General features: G+C 54.4%; 5 protein-coding genes. All 5 read left to right on the top strand.

All coding sequences use genetic code 11. From position 1 onward, the window contains the following. The first annotated feature begins 65 nt into the window (after nt 1–65). The 5 genes from O3S68_RS23880 to aceK all read left to right on the top strand — a co-directional run bounded on the left by O3S68_RS23880 (nt 66) and on the right by aceK (nt 6,670). A complete protein-coding gene (locus tag O3S68_RS23880; protein ID WP_269232666.1) occupies nt 66–494 on the top strand; it encodes a YjaA family stress response protein in 429 nt (142 codons plus the stop codon). 134 nt (nt 495–628) lie between these two features. After that, complete coding sequence (metA, locus tag O3S68_RS23875; protein ID WP_020456077.1) at nt 629–1,558, top strand: homoserine O-acetyltransferase MetA; 930 nt, start codon at nt 629–631, stop codon at nt 1,556–1,558. Nucleotides 1,559–1,804: 246 nt separating this feature from the next. Further along, entirely contained in the window at nt 1,805–3,406 is a 1,602-nt protein-coding gene (aceB, locus tag O3S68_RS23870; protein ID WP_020456079.1) for a malate synthase A, read from the top strand. A gap of 156 nt (nt 3,407–3,562) precedes the next feature. Further along, the gene (gene aceA, locus O3S68_RS23865; protein WP_269232668.1) at nt 3,563–4,867 is read left to right on the top strand and encodes an isocitrate lyase; all 1,305 of its coding nucleotides are present in this window, start codon (nt 3,563–3,565) and stop codon (nt 4,865–4,867) included. Nucleotides 4,868–4,921: 54 nt separating this feature from the next. After that, nucleotides 4,922–6,670, top strand: a complete 1,749-nt coding sequence (gene aceK, locus O3S68_RS23860) for a bifunctional isocitrate dehydrogenase kinase/phosphatase (RefSeq protein WP_045511665.1) — start codon at nt 4,922–4,924, stop codon at nt 6,668–6,670.

Genomic DNA, 6,670 nt, shown 5'->3' with positions numbered 1-6,670 from the left:
TCATGCGAAAGCGCGGGGCTTTTTTGCTATTGTTTCAGCTCCATTTATCGCTAAAGGACATCTCAATGATCGTTCTGTACGCCCAGCTTTATAAAAATCGCATGGTTGTGCGTAACCTCCAGACTCAACAGCAGGTATCGGGTAGCCAAACCTTCAGCAACCAGCGAATACTCATCGCAGACTTTTTCCCGGCGGAAAAGCTATTACAAGATTTGATTCTGCAAGTTGCACCGCGCGCATTCTGGCACGCACTTCCGGGTATGGGGCGTTTAGCTATCCTCGCGCATGCGCTGGAAATGAATGAAGGCGGCTTATCGCCCGTCGAAGAGCGCGCCATTCTTGAAATGACTTTTGGCGCTTCGCAAGGCCGATGCCGTTACCCGCAGGTCGTTGCCAGTCAGACACCGCTTAGCGATCAACACGTACTGGCAGCACTGAGCCAATCGAAAAAGCCCCCCTCTCAGCGCGATAACAAACCGAAAATCATTAGCTAATATCAATGCTACACAGGCCGCGACGTGAAACTTTCTCACCTTTCACTTGCGGACTCGACATTTTGCCGATTCCTGGGTATCTTCGGCTATCTGGATGTCTAAACGTTTAAACGTATGCAGTGAGGGTATAAGATATGCCGATTCGGGTGCAGGACGAGCTGCCAGCCGTCAATTTCTTGCGTGATGAGAATGTCTTTGTGATGACGACATCGCGCGCAACAGTGCAGGAAATTCGCCCGCTGAAGGTGCTGATCCTCAATCTGATGCCAAAGAAGATTGAGACGGAAAACCAGTTCCTGCGCTTGCTGTCAAACTCACCGCTACAAGTTGATGTGCGCCTGCTGCGTATCGACTCGCGTGAATCACGCAACACACCGGCCGAGCACCTCAATACCTTTTACTGTAATTTCGATGACATCCGTGATGAAAACTACGATGGCCTGATCGTCACCGGTGCGCCATTAGGCTTAGTTGAATTTAACGACGTGGCCTACTGGCCGCAAATCGAGCAAGTTCTGGAGTGGGCAAAAGATCATGTCACCTCCACCCTGTTTGTCTGTTGGGCGGTACAAGCCGCGTTAAACATCCTTTATGGCATCCCCAAACAGACCCGCACCGAAAAACTCTCCGGCGTATACGAACACCACATCCTTCATCCTCACGCATTGCTGACGCGTGGTTTTGATGATGTTTTTCTGGCGCCGCATTCGCGTTATGCCGATTTCCCGGCTGCATTGATCCGCGACTACACCGATTTAGAGATCCTCGCCCAGACGGAAGAGGGCGACGCCTACCTGTTCGCCAGCAAAGACAAACGTATCGCCTTCGTTACCGGCCATCCGGAATATGATGCCAACACACTGGCAGACGAGTTCTTCCGCGATGTGGATGCCGGGCTAAGTCCGGCGCTACCGCACAACTATTTTCCTCATGACGATCCGCAGAATAAACCACGAGCATCCTGGCGCAGCCACGGCAATTTGCTGTTCATCAACTGGCTCAACTACTACGTCTACCAGATCACGCCATACGATCTGAGCCATATGAATCCGACGCTGGATTAAGCGTTTCAGCCCCTTATTACAGGCACCTTCGGGTGCCTTTTTTATTTTCGAAAATCACTTCTCAACGCAATAAAACTATAACCTCTTTTTTATCAAACAGTTATTTGCATTTTAATTTAAAAATGGAAATTGTTTTTGATTTTGGAAAAATTATTAGCCAGGATTGATCCTGCTGAACGAAAACTGCACACCCGATCTTCGTTGGCATTGAGAAATGTCTTTGCTGCAAAAAAGAGGAATCGCACCATGACACAACAGGCGACAACAACCGATGAACTGGCCTTTACGCGACCGCACGGTGAACAAGAGAAGCAGATTCTCACCCCGGCAGCCGTAGAATTCCTGAGCGAGCTGGTCACCCGCTTTACGCCAAAGCGCAATCAACTGCTGGCCGCGCGCGTGCATCAGCAGCAACAGATCGATGCCGGTACGTTGCCTGATTTTATTTCGGAAACAGCTTCCATTCGTGAAGGTGACTGGACGATCCGGGGAATTCCCGACGATCTGCTGGACCGCCGCGTTGAAATTACCGGGCCGGTTGAACGCAAAATGGTGATCAACGCGCTGAATGCCAATGTGAAGGTGTTCATGGCGGATTTTGAAGATTCGCTGGCACCAAACTGGGACAAAGTGATCGACGGGCAGATTAACCTGCGCGATGCCGTCAACGGCACCATCAGCTACACCAATGAAGCGGGTAAGATCTACCAACTGAAGCCAAACCCGGCCGTGCTGGTTTGCCGTGTGCGTGGTTTACACCTGCCGGAAAAACACGTCACCTGGCGCGACGAGGCCATTCCGGGCAGCCTGTTCGATTTCGCGCTCTACTTTTTCCACAACCACAAAAACCTGCTCGCCAAAGGCAGCGGCCCCTATTTCTACCTGCCGAAAACGCAGTCATGGCAAGAAGCTGCATGGTGGAGCGAAGTCTTCAGCTTTACCGAGGATCGTTTCAATTTGCCGCGCGGCACCATCAAAGCCACGCTGTTGATTGAAACCTTGCCCGCGGTATTCCAGATGGATGAGATCCTGCACGCGCTGCGCGACCATATTGTTGGCCTGAACTGCGGACGCTGGGATTACATCTTCAGCTACATCAAAACGCTGAAAAACTACCCGGATCGCGTGCTGCCTGACCGCCAGGTGGTGACGATGGATAAACCGTTCCTCAGTGCCTATTCACGTCTGCTGATCAAAACCTGCCATCGTCGCGGCGCTTTCGCGATGGGCGGTATGGCGGCGTTCATCCCCAGCAAAGACACCGAACGTAACAACTGGGTGCTGAACAAAGTAAAAGCCGATAAACAGCTCGAAGCGAATAACGGCCACGATGGCACCTGGATTGCGCATCCGGGTCTTGGCGACACGGTCATGGAGGTATTCAACGCGGCGCTGGGCGAACACAAAAACCAACTCTTTGTCAGCCGTGAAGACGATGCGCCGATCACCGCAGAAGATCTGCTGGCACCTTGTGAAGGCGAGCGCACCGAAGAGGGCATGCGCGCCAATATCCGCGTCGCGGTGCAGTACATCGAAGCGTGGATCTCCGGCAATGGCTGCGTGCCGATCTACGGGCTGATGGAAGATGCTGCCACGGCGGAAATCTCCCGTACCTCAATCTGGCAGTGGATCCACCACGAAAAAACGCTGAGCAACGGCAAGCCGGTCACTAAAGCGCTGTTCCGCCAGATGCTGGCCGAAGAGATGCTGGTTATTCAGGAAGAGCTGGGTGAGCACCGTTTCAGCAGCGGGCGTTTTAACGATGCCGCGCGCCTGATGGAGCAGATCACCACCTCTGATGAGCTAATCGACTTCTTAACGTTGCCTGGCTACCGCCTGCTGGCGTAATCGCCCGGACTATTTTGTTCGCCAATTTGGCCCTGGACAGTGCTCAACATCCTTACGTATCACCAGCACGTTGCGGTTTTCGTGCGCTGGTCGTGGCCAAACTGCCTTCACCAATAACGCCTGGCGAGCCAGGAGAAGAATATGGAGCATCTGTATATGAAAACCCGTACCCAACAAATCGAAGAATTACAAAAAGAGTGGACGCAGCCGCGCTGGGAAGGCATTCGCCGCCCTTATAGCGCGGAAGATGTGGTGAAGTTACGTGGCTCGGTCAACCCGGAATGTACGCTGGCGCAACTGGGCGCGGCGAAAATGTGGCGCTTGCTGCATGGCGAATCGAAAAAAGGGTACATCAACAGCCTTGGCGCGCTGACGGGCGGGCAGGCGCTGCAGCAGGCGAAAGCGGGAATCGAAGCGGTGTATCTCTCCGGCTGGCAAGTGGCGGCAGATGCTAACCTCGCCGCCAGCATGTACCCGGACCAGTCGCTCTACCCGGCAAACTCCGTGCCGTCAGTGGTTGAACGCATCAATAATACGTTTCGTCGCGCCGATCAAATTCAGTGGTCTTCCGGTATTGAGCCGGGTGACCCGCGCTTTGTCGACTATTTCCTGCCGATCGTCGCAGATGCCGAAGCGGGTTTTGGTGGCGTACTGAACGCCTTTGAGCTGATGAAGTCGATGATTGAAGCCGGTGCGGCGGCAGTGCATTTCGAAGATCAGCTCGCGTCGGTGAAAAAATGCGGCCATATGGGTGGCAAAGTGTTAGTGCCAACGCAAGAAGCGGTGCAGAAACTGGTGGCGGCGCGTCTGGCGGCGGATGTAATGGGTGTTCCGACGCTGTTGGTGGCGCGCACCGATGCCGATGCCGCCGATCTGATTACCTCAGATTGCGACCCGTATGACAGCGCGTTTATCACCGGCGAACGCACCAGCGAAGGCTTTTACCGCACCCATGCGGGCATTGAGCAGGCGATCAGCCGCGGTCTGGCTTACGCGCCGTATGCCGATCTGGTGTGGTGTGAAACCTCCACGCCAGACCTGAACCTGGCGCGCCGTTTCGCCGATGCGATCCACGCGAAATACCCTGGTAAGCTGCTGGCGTACAACTGCTCGCCGTCGTTTAACTGGAAAAAGAACCTTGATGACAACACCATCTCCCGCTTCCAGCAGGAGCTGTCAGATATGGGGTACAAGTTCCAGTTCATCACCCTCGCGGGCATCCACAGCATGTGGTTCAACATGTTCGATTTAGCCCACGCGTACGCGCAGGGCGAAGGGATGAAGCACTACGTCGAAAAAGTGCAGCAGCCAGAGTTCGCCGCAGGCAAAGAGGGCTACACCTTCGTTTCTCACCAGCAGGAAGTGGGAACCGGTTACTTCGACAAAGTCACCACCATTATTCAGGGCGGCGCCTCGTCGGTAACGGCGTTGACGGGTTCAACGGAAGAAGCTCAGTTCTAATCGTCAATCTGCCCGGTAGCAATTTGCCTGCCGGGCTAATGCCTGGGGAATACGATGTCGCGTGGTCTGGAACTGTTGATTGCCCAAACCATCCTGCAAGGCTTTGATGCCCAGTATGGTCGTTTTCTGGAAGTGACCTCCGGCGCGCAACAGCGCTTTGAACAAGCCGACTGGCATGCTGTTCAGCAGGCGATGAAACAGCGCATTCACCTTTATGATCACCATGTTGGTCTGGTCGTCGAGCAATTGCGTTGCATCACCGACAGCCAAAGCCCGGACGCCGCGTTTTTGCTGCGCGTCAAAGAGCACTACACGCAACTGCTGCCGGATTATCCCCGCTTTGAAATCGCCGAAAGTTTCTTTAATTCAGTCTATTGTCGGCTGTTCGATCACCGCTCTCTCACGCCCGAACGGTTGTTTATCTTTAGCTCGCAACCGGAACGCCGCTTTCGCACCATCCCGCGCCCGTTAGCCAAAGCATTCTGGCCGGAACGCGGCTGGGAAGCGCTGCTGACCAAAGTGTTGTCGGATTTGCCGCTGCGCCTGCCGTGGCAGGATAAAGCGCGTGACGTGAGTTATATCACCGCACATTTGCAGGAAGCGTTTGGCAGCGAAACCCTTGCTCACTCTCACTTGCAGGTGGCGAACGAGTTGTTTTACCGCAACAAGGCCGCCTGGCTGGTGGGCAAGCTTATTACCCCGTCGGCTACGCTGCCGTTCTTGTTGCCGCTTCACCGCAGCGATGACGGTGAGCTGTTTGTCGATACCTGTCTGACCACATCGGCGGAAGCCAGCATCGTGTTTGGTTTTGCCCGCTCCTATTTTATGGTTTACGCCCCGCTGCCCGCCGCGACAGTCGAGTGGCTGCGCGAGATCCTGCCCGGTAAAACCACCGCTGAACTGTATATGGCGATTGGTTGCCAGAAACACGGCAAAACGGAAAGTTACCGCGAATATTTAAATTACATCAACGCCAGTAACGAGCAGTTTATTGAAGCGCCAGGTATTCGCGGCATGGTGATGCTGGTGTTTACGTTGCCCGGTTTTGACCGGGTATTTAAGGTGATAAAAGATGTCTTTCCCCCGCAAAAAGAGATGAGCGCCGCGCACGTTCGTGCCTGCTATCAACTGGTCAAAGAACATGACCGCGTGGGGCGTATGGCTGATACACAAGAGTTTGAAAACTTTGTGCTGGAAAAACGGCAGATTGCCCCGGCGCTCATGGCGCTTTTGCTGGAACAAGCGCCAGGCAAAATCACCGATCTCGGCGATCGCATCGTCATCAGCCATCTCTATATTGAGCGGCGTATGGTGCCGCTCAATCTGTGGTTCGAGCAGGTTAAAGGTCAGCAATTGCGCGACGCGGTAGAGGAGTATGGCAACGCTATTCGCCAGCTTGCCGCCGCCAATATTTTCCCCGGCGACATGCTGTTTAAGAACTTCGGCGTCACCCGTCACGGGCGCGTGGTGTTCTACGATTACGACGAAATTTGTTACATGACCGAAGTGAATTTCCGCGACATTCCCGCGCCGCGCTATCCCGAAGATGAGCTTAGCGCCGAACCGTGGTACAGCGTGTCGCCGGGTGATGTCTTCCCGCAAGAGTTTCGCCACTGGTTGTGCGCCGACCCGGAAATCGGTCCGCTATTCGAAGAGATGCATGCCGATCTACTGCGTGCCGATTACTGGCGCGGATTGCAGGCGCGCATCCGCGAAGGGCATGTCGAAGATGTTTATGCCTACCGCAAACGCCAGCGTTTCAGCGTACGCTTTGGCGCAGGCGCGCTGCGGCAGGCGGGGTAA

The sequence above is a fragment of the Kosakonia sp. SOY2 genome (genome assembly GCF_027109175.1).
Lineage (GTDB): Bacteria > Pseudomonadota > Gammaproteobacteria > Enterobacterales > Enterobacteriaceae > Kosakonia.
Note: the sequence above shows the minus strand (reverse complement) of the source record. Positions and strands in the feature narration are given on the sequence as shown.